The sequence below is a fragment of the Phenylobacterium sp. genome, assembly GCF_035539035.1.
Lineage (GTDB): Bacteria > Pseudomonadota > Alphaproteobacteria > Caulobacterales > Caulobacteraceae > Phenylobacterium.
Window position 1 is genome coordinate 19,674 of record NZ_DATLJI010000017.1, and the last position, 15,235, is coordinate 34,908.

13 protein-coding genes are annotated in these 15,235 nt (G+C 70.3%); 6 read left to right on the top strand and 7 right to left on the bottom strand.

All coding sequences use genetic code 11. The annotated features are described in order from the left end of the window. Positions 1-75: 75 nt before the first annotated feature. The gene (locus VM685_RS20580; RefSeq protein ID WP_325462074.1) at positions 76-984 is read right to left on the bottom strand and encodes an SDR family oxidoreductase; all 909 of its coding nucleotides are present in this window, start codon (positions 982-984) and stop codon (positions 76-78) included. A gap of 231 nt (positions 985-1,215) precedes the next feature. Between VM685_RS20580 and VM685_RS20585 the strand changes: the two genes are divergently transcribed. Then, the gene (locus VM685_RS20585; protein ID WP_325462075.1) at positions 1,216-1,470 is read left to right on the top strand and encodes a DUF378 domain-containing protein; all 255 of its coding nucleotides are present in this window, start codon (positions 1,216-1,218) and stop codon (positions 1,468-1,470) included. 68 nt (positions 1,471-1,538) lie between these two features. After that, positions 1,539-1,940 carry a DUF6491 family protein gene (locus tag VM685_RS20590; protein ID WP_325462076.1) on the top strand — a complete coding sequence of 134 codons (402 nt, stop codon included), beginning with the start codon at positions 1,539-1,541 and terminating at the stop codon, positions 1,938-1,940. Between the two features lie 31 nt (positions 1,941-1,971). On the opposite strand, the gene VM685_RS20595 is transcribed toward VM685_RS20590, so the two are convergent. From VM685_RS20595 to VM685_RS20610, 4 genes are all read right to left on the bottom strand, one after another. After that, complete coding sequence (locus tag VM685_RS20595) at positions 1,972-2,805, bottom strand: flagellin (protein ID WP_325462077.1); 834 nt, start codon at positions 2,803-2,805, stop codon at positions 1,972-1,974. A 317-nt stretch (positions 2,806-3,122) separates the two neighbouring features. After that, the gene (locus VM685_RS20600; RefSeq protein WP_325462078.1) at positions 3,123-3,950 is read right to left on the bottom strand and encodes a DUF72 domain-containing protein; all 828 of its coding nucleotides are present in this window, start codon (positions 3,948-3,950) and stop codon (positions 3,123-3,125) included. Between the two features lie 5 nt (positions 3,951-3,955). Continuing rightward, entirely contained in the window at positions 3,956-5,608 is a 1,653-nt protein-coding gene (locus VM685_RS20605) for a M28 family metallopeptidase (protein WP_325462079.1), read from the bottom strand. 60 nt (positions 5,609-5,668) lie between these two features. Next, positions 5,669-6,439, bottom strand: a complete 771-nt coding sequence (locus VM685_RS20610; protein ID WP_325462080.1) for a TetR/AcrR family transcriptional regulator — start codon at positions 6,437-6,439, stop codon at positions 5,669-5,671. Between the two features lie 190 nt (positions 6,440-6,629). Here VM685_RS20610 and VM685_RS20615 point away from each other — a divergent pair, with 190 nt between their 5' ends. Genes VM685_RS20615 through VM685_RS20625 form a run of 3 tightly spaced genes read left to right on the top strand, consistent with a single transcriptional unit; the run spans position 6,630 to position 12,284 of the window. Next, positions 6,630-8,051: a TolC family protein gene (locus VM685_RS20615; protein WP_325462081.1), complete on the top strand. Its 1,422-nt coding sequence runs from the start codon at positions 6,630-6,632 to the stop codon at positions 8,049-8,051. Between the two features lie 7 nt (positions 8,052-8,058). After that, positions 8,059-9,153 (top strand): efflux RND transporter periplasmic adaptor subunit, encoded by a 1,095-nt coding sequence (locus tag VM685_RS20620; RefSeq protein WP_325462082.1) that lies wholly within the window; start codon positions 8,059-8,061, stop codon positions 9,151-9,153. Continuing rightward, a complete protein-coding gene (locus VM685_RS20625) occupies positions 9,150-12,284 on the top strand; it encodes an efflux RND transporter permease subunit (protein WP_325462083.1) in 3,135 nt (1,044 codons plus the stop codon). The genes VM685_RS20620 and VM685_RS20625 overlap by 4 nt, the downstream gene beginning before the upstream one ends. A gap of 33 nt (positions 12,285-12,317) precedes the next feature. Here the strand turns inward: VM685_RS20625 and VM685_RS20630 are convergent, their stop codons facing one another. Both VM685_RS20630 and VM685_RS20635 read right to left on the bottom strand, forming a co-directional pair. Next, positions 12,318-13,313 carry a threonine/serine dehydratase gene (locus VM685_RS20630; RefSeq protein WP_325462084.1) on the bottom strand — a complete coding sequence of 332 codons (996 nt, stop codon included), beginning with the start codon at positions 13,311-13,313 and terminating at the stop codon, positions 12,318-12,320. Continuing rightward, complete coding sequence (locus VM685_RS20635) at positions 13,310-13,729, bottom strand: VOC family protein (protein ID WP_325462085.1); 420 nt, start codon at positions 13,727-13,729, stop codon at positions 13,310-13,312. Before VM685_RS20635 ends, VM685_RS20630 begins: the two co-directional genes overlap by 4 nt. Positions 13,730-13,872: 143 nt before the next feature. On the opposite strand from VM685_RS20635, the gene VM685_RS20640 reads away from it, so the two are divergent. Beyond that, complete coding sequence (locus VM685_RS20640; RefSeq protein ID WP_325462086.1) at positions 13,873-15,159, top strand: adenylosuccinate synthase; 1,287 nt, start codon at positions 13,873-13,875, stop codon at positions 15,157-15,159. Positions 15,160-15,235 lie beyond the last annotated feature (76 nt).

Below are 15,235 nucleotides of genomic sequence, written 5' to 3' on the forward strand. Positions count from 1 at the left end.
CTGACGCTGACTCGAAAATGACGCGAGTCACTCTAGAGCCCTGCTCGGAAGAAAGCCAATCGCACCGCACGGCGGTCAGACCGTGCGCTGGGCGCGGTCCTTCTCGTTGGTCGCCCTGATGGCGTTGCGGGCCTCTTCCCACTCTTTGTCGCCCCACGACGCGAGGCGCGCGAAACCACCGCCGCCCGCGAGATGGGAGCCGCCGTCGATGGCGATGGTCTGGCCGTTCACATAGGCCGACAGCGGATGCAGCAGGTAGACGGCCAGGTTGGCCAGCTCGCGCATCTCGCCGTTGCGGCCCAGCGGGATCATCGGATCGGCGGGGCCTTCCGGGCGGCCGGAGCCGCCGGGGTTGAGGCGCGCGCTCATGCCCTCGGTGGGGAAGGGCCCGGGCGCGATCGCGTTGAAGCGCACCCCGCGGTTGCCCCACTCCACGGCCAGCGACTGGGTCATGACGTTGAGGCCGGCCTTGGACATGGCGGAGGGCACGGTGAACGGGCCGCCGTGCCAGACCCAGGTCGTGAGGATGGAGACCACCGAGGCCGGCTTGCCCTCGGCGAGCCAGCGCTTGCCGGCGTCCAGGGTGACGAAGAAGGAGCCCCGGAAGACGATGTTGGCGATGGCGTCGAAGCCTCGGGGGGAGAGGTCCTCGGTGCGGCTGATGAAGTTGCCCGCTGCGTTGTTGACCAGGCCGGTCAGCGCCCCGTCGGCCCAGATCTCGTCCATCGCGTCGTGGATGGCCTCCGGGACCCGGATGTCGCAGGCCATGCCCACGCACTTGCCGCCGTGTGCGTCCATCAGCTCCTTGGCGGCGTCCTCGATGACATTGCCCCGGCGGCCCCAGATGTAGACGTCGGCGCCCAACATCAGGCAGGCCTCGGCCATGACCTTGCCCAGACCCGTGCCGCCGCCCGTGATCAGGACGCGTTGCCCCTTCATGAGTCCCGGGCGGAACATCAGGTCGTCCATGGTGAAGTCGGTCATCGCGTCCTCCGGCTTTTCGTTGGCGGGAAGGACACGCCCCTGACGTGGGGGCGGTCAAGCGCGTCGGCCCGTGCCGGAGCCGAAAGCCGACGAAGTGTCGGCAGGCACGAAACCTTTACAGCGCCCGCCAAGATCTTCATGTCAAATGACGTTGTCAGTCCCGGCTGCGGAACGTGCGGGGAGCGCGCGAATTACGTCCGGTATCCAAGCTGGAACAACTGGAGGCTGATCATGAAGTGGCTCAATGTCGTAACCCTTCTCCTCTTGATAGTGGGAGGCGTGAACTGGGGTCTTGTGGCGCTCGGCGGCCATGAAATGGACCTGGTGGCGAACCTGTTCGGCGGCGACGACGCCGCCATGGCCAAGGTGGTCTACGGCCTCGTCGGCCTGTCCGCGCTCTGGCAGATCCTGCCCTGGGTGAAGTCGCTCAGCGCGGGCGAGACCCACGCCGAGGCGGCTCACCGCGACATGCGCACCACGCGCTAGGGTGTAGAGTGGTCCCGGTTCCGCGGTCGTCGCGGGGCCGGGACGTTCCAGCCGGAAGGGACGCCGGGATGAAGAACCTGATCGCGCCGGTCTCGGCCCTTGCGGCGCTGGCGCTGGCCGGCTGCGCGGCGGGGGCGCGCCTGAACGCCGACGCCGGCCCCGCGACCGGGGGCCGGCAATGCTTCTGGGCCAACAGCGTCAACGGCTTCCGGGCGGTGGACGACCGCACCGTCAACCTGCGGGTGGGCGTGAAGGAGGTCTATCAGCTTGACCTGATCGGCCCCTGTCCGGACGTGGACTGGGCCAGCCAGATCGCCATCCAGTCTCGCGGCGGCTCGAGCATCTGCTCGGGGCTGGACGCGGTGCTGATCGCACCGACGTCCATTGGTCCCCAGAGATGCCACGTTCGCACCGTCCGACGCCTGACGCCCGAGGAAGTCGCCGCCCTGCCGGACGCCGCAAGACCCTGAAGAGCCCCGCGGACGCCCGGAGGGACGGGTCTTACCTGAACAGGCTGAGCAGGGTCGACGACGCTTGGTTGGCGATGGACAGCGCTTGGATGCCCAGCTGCTGCTTGGTCTGCAGCGACTGGAGCTTGGCGCTTTCCTTGGCCAGGTCCGCATCGACGAGGTTGCCAACCCCGGCGTCCAGGGTGTCCTGGAGCTTGCCGACGAACTTCAGGTGAGACGCCAGCGACGTCGAACCCGTCCCCAGTTTGGAGAGCGCGCTCGAGACGTTGGTGATCGCGGTGTTGAGGGTTGCGATCATCGCCGACGCCAGCGACTGCGTGCCGATCGAGGACGTGGCGCCCAGGGTGCCGAGCGCCGTGCCGCCGAGCGACAGGTCCTGGGCGGCCACGGTGATCACCGACGAGGCGTCCGCGTTGGCCAGGGCCTCGACGGTGGTGCCTGTCGCCTTGACCATGTTGGCGCCGTTGAAGATGGCGTTGTCCACGGCCTTGGTGATCTGGTCGCGCAGGGAGATGAAGTCGTCGTTCAACGCCGTCCGGCTGTTGGCGTCCAGGGACGAGTCGGCTGCGGCCAGCGCCTTTTCCTTCATCGTGATGAGGAGGTCGGAGATGGTCTCGCCGGCCGAGATGGCCACGTCCACGGTGGACTGACCCCGCTGCAGGGACTCCTTGACGGCGTTGAGCGAGTTGGACGTCGCACGCTGGTTCTGGGCGATGGCCCAGATGGCGCCGTTGTCCTTCACGCTGCCCACCCGCTTGCCGGTGTTGATCCGGCCTTGGGTGACCTGCAGGTCGGTATTGGTCGCGTTGAGGTTCTGGAGGGCGAGCATCGCCCCCGTGTTGGTGTTGACGCTGTTCATAGGCATGAAGAGCGGGCCCTTTCTTTTAGGGTTATGGCCGCCCGCCGTTTTGGCGGACGAGGGCGTTTTGCCCGCTCTCAACTAGGCAAAAGGGGCGCCAACTGGTCTGAGGTCGGCAAAATGCCCCCGGCAAAGAGGGGCGAGGTAGTCAATGCTGCCTAGGGGCCCTGTATCCGCGGCACTTATTGCCTATCGTCAGACAACAATTGCCGGGCTATAGGCAAATGCTGCCGATATATACTAATCACGATAATGATAATGGTCAAGCTATACTTGCGACAACCCGCCACGCTTCCAATTTTCGTGGCTTTGGCGCAGCCGGCTCAGCCGGTCGCTGCGGCCGCCTCCAGCCCGCCGCAGCGGGCCTGAAGCTCCATGGCCGCACGGGGCGCGCGCACCTTCCCCTCGTGGATCACGTAGGCGTAGACGTCCCGTGGGGCCTCGGGCGGGCCGGTGCGGTCCAGCGGCCGGAAGTCGCCGGGCACCCGGCCCTGGGCGTACTCCCTGAAGCGGCCGGCCCACAGGTCGAGCTCGTCGGGCGTATAGCCGGTCTCGATGGCGTCGTTGGCCGACAGCAGGCGCATGTAGACGAAGTCGGCGGTGATGTCGGGGATGTAGGGGTAGTTCTCGTTCTCGGAGTTGCAGATCGCCACCCCGCGCTCGCGGCAGAGGCCCACGAACTTCGGGTCGGCGAAGGTGGCGTTGCGCACCTCCACCACGTGGCGGAGCGCCAGCCCCTCCAGCTTCGCCGGCAACAGGTCCAGGAAGCCCGCGAATTCGTCGTAGTCGAACTTCTTCGTCGGCATGAACTGCCAGAGGATCGGCCCGAGCCGGTCGCCCAGCTCGACGAGCCCCTGGTTCAGGAAGATGTCCATGGAGCCTTTGCCGTCGGAAAGGACCTTGCGGTTCGTGCAGAACCGCGAGGCCTTCACCGAGAAACGGAAGCCCTCCGGGGTGGACTCCCGCCACTTGGCCCAGCTGTCGGGCTTGAAGCTGGAATAGTAGGTGCCGTTGATCTCGATGGTGGCGAGATGGCGGGAGGCGAAGTGCAGCTCGTCGGCGTGCTTCAGCCCCTTCGGATAGAAGACGCCGCGCCAGGGCTCGAAGGTCCAGCCTCCGATGCCCGTCCGGATCCGTCCCGCCCCCGCCATCGCCGCTACCTCCGCATGGACCTGGTCTTGTCGCGCTCGGCCTTGAACTCGGCGCCTTCCTTCCATTCCGGCCAGACGTTCGAGTTCGCGAGCCGGCGACCCATCTCGTAGAACAGCCCGACCTCCTGGCTGAGGCCCGTCAGGTCCCAGTTGGGATCGTACTCGTCGGCCGGCTGGTGGTACTTGTCCTTGATGTAGGCCTCGGACGCGGCCTTGCCGGCCTCCGCGCCGCCCTTCGCCAGGGTCTCGCCCGCACCGAAGGAGATGGCCGGCACGCCGCGCTTGGCGAACGGGAAGTGGTCCGAGCGGTAGAAGCTGCCCGCCTGCGGGTTGGGATCGGGGCTGAAACTCAGGCCGCGCTCGGCCGCCAGCTTGATCAGGTCGTCCTGCAGGGTCAGCGGCGCGTTGCCGGACATGGTGACGTCCCTCGCCGGGCCGATCAGGTTCATGCCGTCCATGTTGAGGTCGGCGACCGTGGTCCCCAGCGGATAGAGCGGGTTGTCGGCATAGTACTCGGTGCCGAGCAGGCCCTTCTCCTCGGCGGTCACCGCCAGGAAGACGATCGAGCGGTCCGGACGCGGGCCCTTGGCGAAGGCGCGGCCGAGCTCGATGAGGGCGGCGGTGCCGGAGGCGTTGTCCACGGCGCCGTTGTAGATCCTGTCGCCCTTGGCGTCGGGCAGGCCCACGCCCAGGTGATCCCAGTGGGCGGTGTAGAAGACGCGCTCGTCCGGCCGGGTCTTGCCGGGCAGGACGCCGACCACGTTCTTGGACACCACCTTCTGGGCGTCGACCGCATAGTCCGTGGAGAAGGTGACGCCGCGCAGCTCGACGGGGCGGAAGTCGCGGGTCTGGGCCTGCTTCTTCAGGGCCTCGAAGTCGAGGCCGGCCTTGCGGAACAGGTCGACCGCGTTGTCGCGCTGCACCCAGCCCTCGAGCGGCGCGTGCGCCTCGGACGGGTTCTTGCGGATGACGTCGAAGATCTCGTTGGTGTTGGAGTTCTTCACGGTCGCCCAGCCGTAGCTGGCCGGCTCGCGCTCGTGGATCACCAGGAAGCCCACGGCGCCCTGGCGGGCGGCCTCCTCGTACTTGTAGGTCCAGCGGCCGTAGTAGGTCATCGCCTTGCCGCCGAAATCGCCTTCGCCGGTCTCGAAGTCGGGGTCGTTGACCAGCACCAGGGCCACCTTGCCCTTCAGGTCGTAGCCCTTGAAGTCGTCCCACTTCTTCTCCGGCGCGGTGACGCCGTAGCCCACGAACACGACCGGCGCGTCCTTGACGGTCAGCCGGTCGATGCCCGTCTGGGCGGCGCGGATGGCGATCTGCTCGCCCTGGGCCCAGGCCTGGGTCTCGCCGCCGGCCTTCACGCTGACGTTCACCGGGCCCTTCGTGGTGAAGCGGGCCAGCGGCACGTCCTGCGTCCAGGCGCGGGCGCGGCCCTTGAGGTCGCCGCCGGGCTGCAGGCCGGCCGCCTTCATCTGCTCGGCGATGTAGGCGACGGTCTTCTTCTCGCCCTCCGTGGCCGGTCCGCGGCCTTCGAAGGCGTCCGACGACAGGATCTTGATGTCCTGCGCCATCCGCTGGGCGTCCACGGGATCGGCGGCGTAGGCGGGAAGGGCGGCCAGCACGCTGAGCGCGGCCGCACCGAGGAGAAGCTTTTTCATCAAGTCACTCGGAAAGGGGTCGGAAAATGCGGCGACCCTATTGCCTCGCGGCGCGCTCGGCTAGGCCGCAGCCTGCTTGCGCGCGATGAACACCTCGATGCCGTCCAGGACGCGCTGCAGGCCGAACTCGAAGCCGCGGGTGCGGTCCCACATCCCGCCATAGGCCGCGCGGCAGGCCTCGCCCACCCGGCGCAGGACGGGGAAGTCGCCGTCCTCGAGGATCTCCTGCAGGGCGGGCTCGGCGATGGCCAGCCACTGCTCGTCGGTGAGGCCGGTCTGGCGCTCCAGCTCGCGGGCTTCGAGCGCCGAGCGGACGGCGCCCAGGACGTAGTCGCTGACCAGGCCCTCGGCGAGCTCCATCTCCACCTCGTCCAGGCCGATGCCGTCGAGGGCGCGGAAGGCGGCCTCCATGCGGTGCAGGAAGTTGGGCCCGAGCGGCGGCCGCTGGCTGGCGATCTGCAGCATCCACGGGTGTCGGTGGCCGAGCGCCCAGTACTGCCGGGCCATGAACTCCAGGCGCGAGCGCCAGTCGGGGAGGGCCTCGCCCGGCGCTTCGGCCTCGCCCAGCACGCGGTCGATCATCAGGTCCACGAGCTCGGCCTTCGAGGGCGCATAGGTATAGAGCGCCATGGGCGAGAGCCCGAGCGTCTCCGCCACCCGCCGCATGGACAGCGACTTCAGCCCTTCCTTGTCGGCGAGCGCTATGGCGGCGGCCAGCACCTCGTCCAGGCGGCGGCGGGGCTTTGGGCCGCGGCGGCCGGGCTCCTGGCGGCCCCAGAGGAGCTCGATGCTGCGCCGCGGGTCGCTGCGGTCGGGAGGGTCGACGGACATGATCCAACATTACAGCAAAAACACTTTACACGATACGGAGTTTGGGGCACAGCCGCGCTGGCCAGGGCCCGTCAGAGGCGCCGGCAGGAGCGAGACGATCGGGTGGGAGTGTTGCGGCGCAGACATTGCGCCGTCGCCTATCTGTGTTCAACAAACGCGCCCTGAAGGCTCCTCCCAGCAAAGTCCGCCGATGCGTCACACTTCTTCCCTGGCCGTCGTCGCCGCGCTCGCCCTGGCCGCCTGCGCCAGCCCGCGCACGCCCGACCTCAGCCTGCCCGGCGCTTTCGAGGTCCAGCCGGGCGCCGCCCAGGCGGTGGCCCTCGACCAGTGGTGGACCGCCTTCGAGGAGCCCGAGCTCAGCGGCTTGGTGGAGCAGGCGCTCGCCGCCAACACCGACGTCCGCACGGCCGCCGCCCGGCTCCAGGAAGTCCGCGCCCAGCGCAACAGCGCCATCCTGGGGCTCTTCCCCCAAGGCGACGCCGCCGGTTCGGCCCGCCGCACGGAAACCGAGCAGCTCTCCGGGACCCAGGTGAGCATCCCCGGCTTCTCCACCAGCGGGACGTCGGAGGCCTACAGCGCCAATTTCAACGTGAGCTGGGAGCTCGACCTCTTCGGCCGCACCTTCGCCGCCGCCCGCGCGGCCAACGCCGACGTGGCGGCCCAGCGGTTCGCCTACGAGGGCACGCGCGCGGCGATCGCCGCCCAGGTCGCGGACTCCTGGTTCCAGGCCCGCGGCCTCGCCATCCAGCTCGCCGACGCGCGGGAGACGGCGCGCATCCAGCGCGAGCTCTACGACCTGGCGGTCAAGCGGGCGCAGGCCGGCCTCTCCGCCTCGTCCGAACCCGACCGCATCGCCGGCGACCTGGCCCAGGCCGACGCCCAGGTGGCGGCGCTGGAGGCGGAGCTGCAGGCCCAGCGGCGCGCGTTGCTCATCCTCACCGGCCGCGCCGCCGAGCCCACGGCCAACATCAACGCCCAGCCGAGCGTCGGGACCCTGCCGCCCGTGCCGGCGTCCATCCCGAGCCAGCTCCTGGCCCGCCGCCCCGACATCCGCGAGGCCCAGGCGCGCGTGCGCTCGGCCGCCGGCCGCCAGGACATCGCCGAGCGCGCCTTCCTGCCCACCATCGACCTGACGCCCGGCATCGGCTGGAGCCGCCAGGAGCAGCCCGGGTTCGCGAGCGAGAGCTGGAACTGGTCGATCGGCGGGGCGGTGACCCAGCCGATCCTGTCGATCCCGCGCCTGCTGGCCGACCTGAAGGCCGAGAACGCGCGCACCGAGCAGGCGGTGATCAACTACGAGCGCACCGTGCAGACCGCCTTCGGCGAGGCCGAGGGCGCGCTGGTGCGCCTGGACGCCGACCGCCGCCGCGTGGCCCTTCTGCGCGACGGCGAGGTCCGCGCCGCACGCGCCTACGAGGCCGCGCGCCTCGGCTATTCCCGCGGGCTCACCGATCTGCAGACCGCGCTTTCGGCCGAGCAGGCCTGGCGCGCCACCCGCACCCAGCTCACCTCCGCCCAGGTGCAGGCGCTCCGCCGCACCGTCCAGGCCTACCGGGCCCTCGGCGGCGGCTGGAATCCCGACCGTCCTTCTCCTCTCGCCAAAGCCCGCTGAGCCCCGCATGAGACGATCTCTCCTCGCCTTCATCCCGCTGGCCGCCGCCCTGGCGCTTGCGGGATGCCACAAGCCGGAGCCGGTGAAGACCGCCCCCGCGCAGGCGCGCGCGGTCACCGTGGTGCGCCTGGAGCCCCGGGCCATGACCGGCGCGTTGACCGCGTCCGGCGACCTCGCGCCGCGCGAGGAAGCCGCCGTCATGCCCGAGGTCACCGGTTTCCGCGTGGCCCGCGTGCTGGCCGACGTCGGCGACTACGTCCGCGCGGGCCAGACCCTGGTGCAGCTCGACCCCGCGCTCCTGCAGGCCCAGCTCGCCCAGGCCGAGGCCCAGGCGGCCCAGGCCGAGGACCAGGCGCGCCGCGTCCAGGGCCTCGAGGGCCAGGGCGTGCTCTCCCAGGAGCAGATCGTGCAGCGCCGGCTGCAGGCCCAGGTGGCACGCGCCAACCTGCGCGACCTGCAGACCCGCATGCGCAAGATGAGCGTCACCGCGCCGGTCTCCGGCCTGGTGCTCGAACGGACCGTCCGACCGGGCGACCTGTCGGCTGGCGGGACCACGCCCTGGTTCCGCCTCGCCCGGGAGGGCCAGGTGGAGCTCGCCGCCCAGGTGTCGCAGGACGACCTCGCCCGCATCCGCCCCGGCCAGCGCGCCATGGTGACCCTGCCGAACGGCGCCACCGCGCCCGGCACGGTGCGCATCGTGAGCCCGCAGATCGACCCGCAGACCAAGCTCGGCGTGGTGCGCGTCACCCTGCCGGTGCGCAGCGACATCCGCGCCGGCGGCTTCGCCCGCGCCGTGTTCGACCAGGTCGGCCTGGCCGTGCCTGCCCTGCCGGAATCGGCGATCCGCTACGACGCCAACGGCGCCAGCGTGATGGTGGTCGGCAACGACAACCGCGTGCGGCGCGTGCCGGTGCAGACCGGCCAGCGCGGCAGCGGCCTGGTGGAGATCGTCCGCGGCCCGCCGCAGGGCGCCCGCGTGGTGCAGAACGCCGCCTCGTTCCTCCTGGACGGCGACCTCGTGCGTCCGACCGAGGCCGCGGCCGCGGCCCGGCCGCCGGCCCGCGCCGCCGCCGCCGCGCCTGCTGCAGGGGCCAAGCGATGAGCGAGCGCCACGGCAACCCGTCCAACTTCCCGATCTCCGCCTGGGCGATCAAGAACCCGGTCCCGGTCGCCCTGCTGTTCCTCGGGCTCGTGATCGCCGGCCTGATCGCCTACTCGGGCCTGCCGGTGAAGCAGTACCCGAACATCCAGTTCCCGGTGGTGGCGGTGACCGTCACCCAGTCCGGCGCCGCGCCCGGCGAGATGGAGACCCAGATCACCCGGCCGGTGGAGGACGCCATCGCCGGCATCACCGGCGTCGACAACGTCCAGTCGGTGGTCACCCAGGGCGTCTCCACCACCTCGATCCAGTTCGAGATGGGCGAGGACCTGCAGAAGAAGACCGACGAGGTCCGCGCCAAGATCGATCAGACCCGCCAGGTCCTGCCGCGCGACATCGACGAGCCGACGATCACCCAGGTGGAGATCGACAGCGCGTTCCCGATCATCACCTACGCGGTGGCGGCGCCGGCCATGTCGGACGAGGAGCTGTCCTGGTTCGTCGACGACACCATCAGCCGCGAGCTGCAGACCGCCCGCGGCGTGGCCCAGGTGACCCGCGTCGGCGGCGTCGCGCGCGAGATCAACGTCGTCATCGATCCCATGCGGCTGGCCGCGCGCGGACTGACCGCGGCGCAGGTCAACAATGCGCTGTCGAGCTTCCAGCTGGACGCGCCGGGCGGCCGGCTCGAGGTCGGCGGGCGCGAGCAGACGCTGCGCGTGCTGGGCTCGGTGGAAACCGTCCAGCAGCTGCGCGACATGACCATCCCCACCGGGACGGGGACCTATGTCCGCCTGACCGACGTGGCCGAGATCGGCGACGGCGCCTCGGAGCCGCGCGGCTTCGCGCGCCTCGACGGCCGGCCGGTGGTGGGTTTCCAGGTGGCCAAGACCAAGGAGGCCTCCGACGTCGACGTCGAAGACGCGGTCAACGCCAAGCTCGACCAGATGGAGAAGACCTATCCGGGCGTGACCTTCACCAAGATCTACGCCTCGGTGGACGAGACCCGCGCCAACTTCCGCGCGACCCAGCACGTGCTGCTGGAGGGCATGTTCCTGGCGGCCTTGGTGGTCCTGTTCTTCCTGCGCGACTGGCGCGCGACCCTGATCACCGTGCTGGCCATGCCGGTGTCGCTGATCCCCACCTTCTTCGTCATGAAGCTGGCCGGGTTCTCGCTGAACCTCGTGACCCTGCTGGCGCTGACCCTCGTCATCGGCATCCTGGTCGATGACGCCATCGTCGAGATCGAGAACATCGAGAAGCGCGTGGCGCGTGGGGTCCGGCCCTTCCAGGCCGCCCTGCAGGGCGCCGACGCCATCGGCCTGGCCGTGGTGGCCACCACCATGGCCATCGTGGTGGTGTTCACGCCGGTCAGCTTCATGCCGGGCATCCCCGGGCAGTTCTTCAAGGAGTTCGGCCTCACCGTCTCCGTGGCGGTGCTGTTCTCGCTGCTCGTGGCGCGCCTCGTCACGCCGCTGATGGCGGCCTACTTCCTGAAGCCGTCGACCAAGCCGCACGAGCGCAAACCCTTCGAGGGCTTCTACCGCAATGCGCTGGAGTGGGCGCTGGCGCACCGGATCGTCGCCGCGATCGGCGGCCTGGTGATGTTCATCGGCTCGGTGATGCTGATCGGCCTGCTGCCCCAGGGCTTCCAGCCGCCGGGCGACCCCGACTACGTCTACGTAAACGTCCAGGGCCCGCCCGGCGCCACTTTGGCGGACATGGAGGCGGCGACCCAGGCGGTCACCCGCGTGATGCGGGCCCAGCCCGAGGTCACCGCGGTCTTCACCCAGGTCGGCAGCACCGTGGCCAACTTCGGGCCCGGCGGCGGCCCGGGGGCCAGCGACCTGCGCTCCGGCACCATCACCGTGCTCCTGACGCCCAAGCGCAGCGTGAGCGGCAACGAGCTCAAGGACCGGGTGCGCGCCCAGATCGCCGCCATCCCGGACGTCAGGCTGAACTTCCTGGACTTCCAGGGCTCGGCCGGCTTCCAGCAGGTGCTCACCGGGCAGGATCCTGACGCGCTGGAGCGCGCGGCCCTCGCGCTCGAGCAGCAGATGCGCGGCGTCGACGTGGTCGTCGATCCCCGTCCGGCCAACCCGCCGGTCGGTCCCGAGGTGGTGATCCGACCCAAGCCCGACGAAGCCGCGCGCCTCGGCGTGTCGGTGGCGACCATCGCCCAGGCGGCGCGGGTGGCCACGGTCGGCGACATCGAGGCCAATGTGCCCAAGCTGAACGAGGGCGAGCGCCGGATCCCGATCCGCATCCGTTTGCCGGAAGGCGCGCGGGCCGACATCGAGCAGATCAAGCAGCTTCGCCTGCCCACCGCGACCGGGGAGACCACCACCCTGGGGGCCGTGGCCGACGTGGCCTTCCAGGCCGGTCCCGCCCGGATCGACCGCCTGAACCGCCAGCGGCAGGTGACCATCCAGGCCGAGCTGGCCGACGGCGTCGAGCTTGGCGAGGCCACCAAGGCCGTCCACGACCTGCCGATCATGAAGAACCTGCCGAAGGGCGTGGAGCCGGGCGCGATCGGCGACGCCGAGGCGATGGCCGAGATGTTCGGCGGCTTCGTGGTGGCCTTCGCCACCGCGGTGTTCCTGATGTTCGCGGTGCTGGTGCTGCTGTTCCAGAGCTTCTTCAAGCCGATCGTCATCCTGGCGGCCCTGCCGCTGGCGGTGGGCGGCGCGTTCATCGGGCTGCTGATCTTCAACCTCTCGCTCTCGATCCCCTCGCTGATCGGCTTCCTGATGCTGATGGGTCTGGCGGCGAAGAACTCGATCCTGCTGGTCGAGTACGCGATCGAGCGCGAGCGGGAGGGGATGACCCAGCACGACGCCCTGATCGAGGCCTGCCGCGAGCGGGCCCGGCCGATCATCATGACCACGGTCGCCATGGCCGCGGGCATGCTGCCGACGGCGCTGGCGCTGGAGAAGGGCGCCGAGTTCCGCCAGCCCATGGCCGTGGCGGTGATCGGCGGCCTGATCACCTCGACGCTGCTGTCGCTGGTGCTGGTGCCGGTGGTCTACCGCTTCGTGGACGACTTCGAGAACTGGGTCCGGCCGCGGCTCGGCAAGCTCGTCACCCCGCGTGAGGCGGCGCCCCTCCGGCCCGCGCCCGAGGACCGGCTCTAGGATGGTCCCTCTCCCGTCCGCGGGAGAGGGAGCCTAGGCCTCGCCGCGGAGCACCCTGGCGAAGAACTCGGGATCCACGTTGCCGCCGGAGAGCACGAGGCCCACCGTCGGTCCGAACGGCTTCACCTTGCCGGCCAGCAGCGCGGCCAGGCCTGCGGCGCCGCCGGGCTCGACGACGAGCTTCAGCGTCGCGAAAGCGTAGCGCATGGCCTCGGCCACCTCGGCGTCGGTGACGGTCGCCACGTCAGCCACCGTGCGCCGCATGATCGGGAAGGTGATCTCGCCCGGAAAGGGGCTCTCCAGCGCGTCACAGTAGGAGCGGCCCGAGGGCTTGATGGTCACCCGCTCCCCCTTCTGCAGCGACTGCAGGGTGTCGTCGAAGGCGGCCGGCTCGGCGCCCACAATGGCGGTCTGCGGCGATAGCGCCTTGATCGCGGTGGCCATGCCCGCCAGCAGGCCGCCGCCGCTGATCGGGGCGATGGCGGCGTCCAGCGTGGCGCCCAGCGCCTGCGCCTGGCGCACCATCTCCAGCCCCACCGTGCCCTGGCCGGCGACGATGTGCGGGTCGTCGAAGGCCGGCACCACGACCGCGCCGCGTTCCTTCGCGATCTCGGCTGCGATCTGCTCGCGGGTCTGGCCGGTCAGGCGGTTGTAGAAGCGCACCTCCGCGCCGTAGCCCTTGGTCGCCTCCACCTTCACCGACGGCGCGTCGTCCGGCATCACGATCACCGCCGGCAGGCCCAGCAACTTCGCCGCCAGCGCCACGCCCTGGGCATGGTTGCCGGAGGAGAAGGCCACGACGCCGCGCGCGCGCTGGTCGGCGTCGAGCTGGACCAGGCGGTTGTAGGCGCCGCGGAACTTGAAGGCGCCCACCCGCTGCAGCGTCTCGGGCTTGATCAGGACGCGCAGGCCCAGGCGCTCGTTCAGCGCCGGGCTCTCGATCAGCGGGGTCTCGACCGCCTGGCCCTTCAGACGGGCCGCGGCGGCCTCGATGTCGGCCAAGGTGATCGTCGGGACCACGGCGTTCATTTCGCGAAGACCATGGCGTCGTCGGCGAAGGCCTTGAACTCCAGCGCGTTGCCGGAGGGGTCGAGGAAGAACATCGTCGCCTGCTCGCCGGGCTGGCCCTTGAAGCGGATGTTCGGCTCGATGACGAACTTCACCCCCGCGCCGCGGAGCTTTTCGGCCAGGGCCTGCCAGGCGGGCAGGGTGAGGATCGCGCCGAAGTGGCGGACCGGCACGTCGTGGCCGTCCACCGGATTGGTGGCCTTGTGGCCGGCCTCCTCGGGCGACAGGTGGGCGACGATTTGGTGGCCGTAGAAGTCGAAGTCGATCCACTCCGGGCTCGACCGCCCCTCGGGGCAGCCCAGCAGCCCACCGTAGAAGCCGCGGGCCTCCTCCAGGTCGCGCACGGGGAAGGCCAGGTGGAAGCGGGGGATGTCCATGATCGGGGTGATAGCGCGCGAGGGGCTTGAGGCGAACCCCCCGCTGGTCTAAACGCGCGGCCGACAATCGATCCAAGTCCAGCCGCCGAGCACCTGTCGAAGGGCCGCTGGTCTCCTCCCGGGCAGGTCGGGAGATCGTATCCATGGCCAATGTCACCGTTATCGGCGCCCAGTGGGGCGACGAGGGTAAGGGCAAGCTGGTGGACTGGCTGTCCAACCGGGCCGACGTGGTCGTGCGCTTCCAGGGCGGCCACAACGCCGGCCACACCCTCGTCGTCGGCGACCAGACCTACAAGCTGTCCCTGCTTCCCTCCGGCGTGGTCCAGGGCAAGCTGTCGGTGATCGGTAATGGGGTGGTGGTCGATCCCTGGCACCTCCTGAAGGAGATCGAGACCCTCGGCGGGCAGGGCGTGGCGATCACGCCCGAGCTGCTGGTTGTGGCGGACAACGCCGCCCTGATCCTGCCGCTGCACCGCGACCTCGACCAGGCGCGAGAGGCGGCGGCCCAGAACAAGATCGGCACCACAGGGCGCGGCATCGGCCCGGCCTACGAGGACAAGGTCGGCCGCCGCGCGATCCGGGTGGCCGACCTCGCCGACCGCGAGGCGCTGGAGGTGAAGATCGACCGCCTGCTCGCCCACCACGGCCCGCTGCGCCGGGGCCTCGGCCTGCCCGAATACGACGGCCGGGCCCTGCTGGCCGAGCTGGAGGCGCTGGCGCCGAAGATCCTGCCCTTCGCCCGCCCGGCCTGGCTGCTGCTGGACGAAGTGGTGAAGAAGGGCCGCCGGGTGCTGTTCGAAGGCGCCCAGGGCGCCCTGCTGGACGTGGATCACGGCACCTACCCTTACGTGACCTCCTCCAACACGGTGGCCGGTCAGGCCGCAGCCGGTTCGGGCCTGGGTCCGAAGGGCGTGGGCTACGTGCTGGGGATCGTGAAGGCCTACACCACGCGCGTGGGCGAGGGGCCGTTCCCCACCGAGCTGTTCGACGAGGTGGGCCAGCACCTGGGCACGGTGGGCCGGGAATTCGGCACGGTGACCGGCCGCTCGCGCCGCTGCGGCTGGTTCGACGCCGCCCTGGTCCGCCAGTCGGTGGCGCTGAACGGCATCGGCGGCATCGCGCTGACCAAGCTCGACGTGCTGGACGGCCTGCCGACGCTGAAGATCTGCACCAGCTACCGGCTGGGCGACCAGGAGGTCGGCTACCTTCCGGCCGGCCTGAAGGCCCAGGCCGCGCTGACTCCCGTCTACGAGGAGATGGAGGGCTGGAGCGAAACCACCCAGGGCGCCCGGTCCTGGCGCGATCTGCCGGCCAGCGCGGTGAAGTACGTGCGGCGGATCGAGGAGCTCATCGGGGCCCCGGTGGCGCTGCTCTCGACCAGTCCGCAGCGGGACGACACCATCCTGATGCGCGACCCCTTCCAGGACTGACGCAGCCGTTCGGCGAACGCCGCATCGTCAAGGCGTTCTTTACCGTCCCGGGCGCATACCACGCGCGGGGAGACCG

Coding starts and splice junctions, on each gene's coding strand:
- VM685_RS20580 (WP_325462074.1), bottom strand. CDS start 984: ATGACCGACTTCACCATGGACGACCTGATGTTCCGCCCGGGACTCATG.
- VM685_RS20585 (WP_325462075.1), top strand. CDS start 1,216: ATGAAGTGGCTCAATGTCGTAACCCTTCTCCTCTTGATAGTGGGAGGC.
- VM685_RS20590 (WP_325462076.1), top strand. CDS start 1,539: ATGAAGAACCTGATCGCGCCGGTCTCGGCCCTTGCGGCGCTGGCGCTG.
- VM685_RS20595 (WP_325462077.1), bottom strand. CDS start 2,805: ATGCCTATGAACAGCGTCAACACCAACACGGGGGCGATGCTCGCCCTC.
- VM685_RS20600 (WP_325462078.1), bottom strand. CDS start 3,950: ATGGCGGGGGCGGGACGGATCCGGACGGGCATCGGAGGCTGGACCTTC.
- VM685_RS20605 (WP_325462079.1), bottom strand. CDS start 5,608: ATGAAAAAGCTTCTCCTCGGTGCGGCCGCGCTCAGCGTGCTGGCCGCC.
- VM685_RS20610 (WP_325462080.1), bottom strand. CDS start 6,439: ATGTCCGTCGACCCTCCCGACCGCAGCGACCCGCGGCGCAGCATCGAG.
- VM685_RS20615 (WP_325462081.1), top strand. CDS start 6,630: ATGCGTCACACTTCTTCCCTGGCCGTCGTCGCCGCGCTCGCCCTGGCC.
- VM685_RS20620 (WP_325462082.1), top strand. CDS start 8,059: ATGAGACGATCTCTCCTCGCCTTCATCCCGCTGGCCGCCGCCCTGGCG.
- VM685_RS20625 (WP_325462083.1), top strand. CDS start 9,150: ATGAGCGAGCGCCACGGCAACCCGTCCAACTTCCCGATCTCCGCCTGG.
- VM685_RS20630 (WP_325462084.1), bottom strand. CDS start 13,313: ATGAACGCCGTGGTCCCGACGATCACCTTGGCCGACATCGAGGCCGCC.
- VM685_RS20635 (WP_325462085.1), bottom strand. CDS start 13,729: ATGGACATCCCCCGCTTCCACCTGGCCTTCCCCGTGCGCGACCTGGAG.
- VM685_RS20640 (WP_325462086.1), top strand. CDS start 13,873: ATGGCCAATGTCACCGTTATCGGCGCCCAGTGGGGCGACGAGGGTAAG.